Annotated in this window: 3 protein-coding genes and 1 pseudogene; 1 reads left to right on the forward strand and 3 read right to left on the reverse strand. The window is 60.0% G+C overall.

From position 1 onward, the window contains the following. Window positions 1-351 precede the first annotated feature (351 nt). The gene (locus tag CKO15_RS14600) at window positions 352-1,473 is read left to right on the forward strand and encodes a diguanylate cyclase (RefSeq protein ID WP_207124149.1); all 1,122 of its coding nucleotides are present in this window, start codon (window positions 352-354) and stop codon (window positions 1,471-1,473) included. Window positions 1,474-1,734: 261 nt separating this feature from the next. Here CKO15_RS14600 and CKO15_RS13355 read toward each other — a convergent pair whose 3' ends face one another. From CKO15_RS13355 to CKO15_RS13365, 3 genes and pseudogenes are all read right to left on the reverse strand, one after another. Beyond that, window positions 1,735-2,037, reverse strand: a complete 303-nt coding sequence (locus CKO15_RS13355) for a CopG family antitoxin (protein ID WP_200197237.1) — start codon at window positions 2,035-2,037, stop codon at window positions 1,735-1,737. 1 nt (window position 2,038) lies between these two features. Continuing rightward, a complete protein-coding gene (locus CKO15_RS13360) occupies window positions 2,039-2,311 on the reverse strand; it encodes a BrnT family toxin (RefSeq protein ID WP_200197245.1) in 273 nt (90 codons plus the stop codon). 302 nt (window positions 2,312-2,613) lie between these two features. Next, window positions 2,614-2,748: pseudogene (locus CKO15_RS13365) on the reverse strand (transposase zinc-binding domain-containing protein); the annotation flags it as partial.

Below are 2,748 nucleotides of genomic sequence, written 5' to 3' on the forward strand. Positions count from 1 at the left end.
TGCCTGCAGAGGCACCCCAGCTTAGTGGAATGGCCCCACCACTTCCCGTGGAACGGGCCCACCACATCCGGTGGAATGGCCACCCCTCATCACGTGGAACAGGCCACCCACTTGACTGGAATCCCCAGCCACCGAATGAGGTGAATGCATGGCCATTGGGCATTAGACATTGTGTGGAAGACCATCGAAGACACCTCCGAGGAAGCACTGATCATGTGTCTGCGCTCTGAACTCATAGCGAAAATCGTCGGCCGCTGCGAGTAGTGGAACACCACACAGCGAGAGGTGGCTCATTGCAGGACGTCACCCAGCCTCGCCCAACGACCTGCTGAACTCGTGTCCGACTCCGTGGTGACTGAGCTCGAGCGACTCGAACGACGCAAACGCCGGGCCTACATCATCGGCGTTGTGCTGCTCGCTGGCCTGATCGGGTCGAACGCACTGCAAGTGACGCTGCAGGTGGCCGCTCCCCCCATTAACTGGGTACACATCGTCACGTGGAGTGCCGCGCTAGTGCTCGTGGCCCTGCTCCCGGCGCTGCTCACCCGGCGAGTGCCCCTGCTCCCAACGGAGATCGGGCTGTACGTGACCGGCAGCGTAATCGTGCTCGTCGGGCTCGCCGAGCTGCTGTTGGTGCGGGACGGCCCAGTACTCGACCGGCTCCCTTTACTGCTCGGCTTGCAGTACTGGGCGTTGGGGATCCTGATAATTATGGGCTTCCTCATGCTGGGACGCTGGGGCGGGCTCATCCTCGGGACCCTCGTCCTAGCGACATCCGCAGGGCTTACCGCCATCACAATCGTCGGCGAGGCCAGTGCGGGCCACCCGACCCAAGAGCTCCTGTTCGCCCTAATCCGCATGCATGTGCTGCTACTGGTCGTGCTCGTCCTGGTCTGGGTCCTCACCGGGCTGCGTGAGCAGATCGACCGAGCACTTGAGCGGGCTGATCTCCTGGCCAACCTCGCGATGACCGACCCGCTAACGGGGCTGGCGAACCGGTATGCCGCCGAGGAGCGATTCGGCGCCGAGCTCGCCAACGCGCGACGCTCGGGGCAGCCACTGGCCGTGCTGATGCTCGACCTCGACCACTTCAAGCGCATCAACGATTCCCATGGCCATGATGCCGGCGATCAGGTGCTCGTCTCAATCTCAAAGGCAATCCAGGCCGAAATGCGTGGCGAGGATCTGCTGGCACGCTGGGGCGGGGAGGAACTGGTCGCGCTGCTCCCCCACACCGACCTCGACGGAGCCGCCTACCTCGCGGAGCGCTGCCGCGCGGCGGTCGCCGGAGCACGGCCGCTAAACCTCATGGTGACGGCCTCGATCGGAGCGGCCGAGCTCGCACCCGACGAGTCCTACCGCAGCCTGCTACAACGCGCTGACCTCGCCCTGTACCGCGCGAAGTCATCAGGTCGCAATCAGGTGGTGCTGGCCAACGACAATCCGGTAGTAGACGGGGCTAGCGGTGCCTGAACCGCTCCATCATAGGTAACTGTTCGCTAGAAATGGCTGAATTAGCCTTTAGACTGCCCACAGCATGCGCTCCACTCTAAATGGATGCTCGCGAAAGCGGAATCACTCATGGGGGGATCATATTTAAGCTTCTGAAGAAACGCGCCTCTACCTGCGCCCGTGAAAACTACAGGTGTGCCGACACTCCAACAATCACCGTGACCCCGAATCTCATAGCTTCTATGCGCCTACGATGCCCAACGCAGAAGGCAGCGGCGCGCGTTAGCGCGTCCGCTGGCCTGACTTTTTAGCAGAGACGTCCATGAGCCCGCCGGAAACATACTTGTGCAGAACACTTGATACCAGAGACTGGTAAGGAAGCCCCTCTTCCAGCGCCCGACGTTGAAGTGCCTCCAAGTCGCGACTGGAGATACGTATATTAATCCGCTTGTCTTTCTTGAATGCGTCTTCCGCTGCCTTCGACAAGTACCCCCGACGATCAGCATCCAGATCTGACTCGAACTCTCCGGACTCGTATGCCTCCAGAAGCTCTTGCTCCTCGGGATCTAATTTGGACTTGGGCATGCTAACCTCCTAAAAATGTCTTGGTGGCCTTTCGACTGGGGATGACCGTTTTTAGAAAGATCTCTCGATCATTCTCAACGTATGGCACCAGCCAGGCGTAGTCGTCGATCCGAACCACAAAAAGGCGCTGATTCGGATATTTGCCCCGGTTGGGGTGAGTTCCATCATCAAGCAAACCACCAGACTGAAAAGAAAAAAGAACATCCTCAAAGGACACGCCGCGCTCGCTCATCAACTGCTGGTTCTTTTCAGCATTCCAGTTAATTTGCTTCATGAGACGAGTCTAGCAGAATGTGTACCTATTGGCATCTTGCTAACGATTAATCGTTTGTGCGACACGAAGTTGCACGCTTATTTATCAAGGAGATAGATCTGATGTTCAGCCATCAGCCCCCTACCGGGCCGTGCGCTGGGGGTAACCCTGGGGTGCGAAGCGCTTGGGACAATGTAGCCTCCGTCCTCGGACGGGTCACCACGCCGCGAGGTTCGGTGACGACTGCCAGCTCCAAAGCAGTCGGGAGCTAGGGGTGAGGGGAGCGGTCAACCCAGGTGAACCGTTGCCTGCGCCGACGATCGACGGTCGTGACAGGCATAGTAGAGGAACGCCGACTCCCCGCAGCCGCCGCATTCGAGGAGCAGGCCGCCGAGGGCCTCGGTGCGGCAGGTGCCAATGTGATGACAGACTTGCCACTGGCGGGGGCTCAGCGGCTG

Origin of the sequence: Halorhodospira abdelmalekii, from assembly GCF_016583625.1 — a bacterium.
Classification (GTDB): Bacteria; Pseudomonadota; Gammaproteobacteria; order Nitrococcales; family Halorhodospiraceae; genus Halorhodospira; species Halorhodospira abdelmalekii.

Bases quoted from the DNA above. Each gene is read 5' to 3' on its own strand.
- CKO15_RS13355 (WP_200197237.1), bottom strand. From the start codon at position 2,037: ATGCCCAAGTCCAAATTAGATCCCGAGGAGCAAGAGCTTCTGGAGGCA.
- CKO15_RS13360 (WP_200197245.1), bottom strand. From the start codon at position 2,311: ATGAAGCAAATTAACTGGAATGCTGAAAAGAACCAGCAGTTGATGAGC.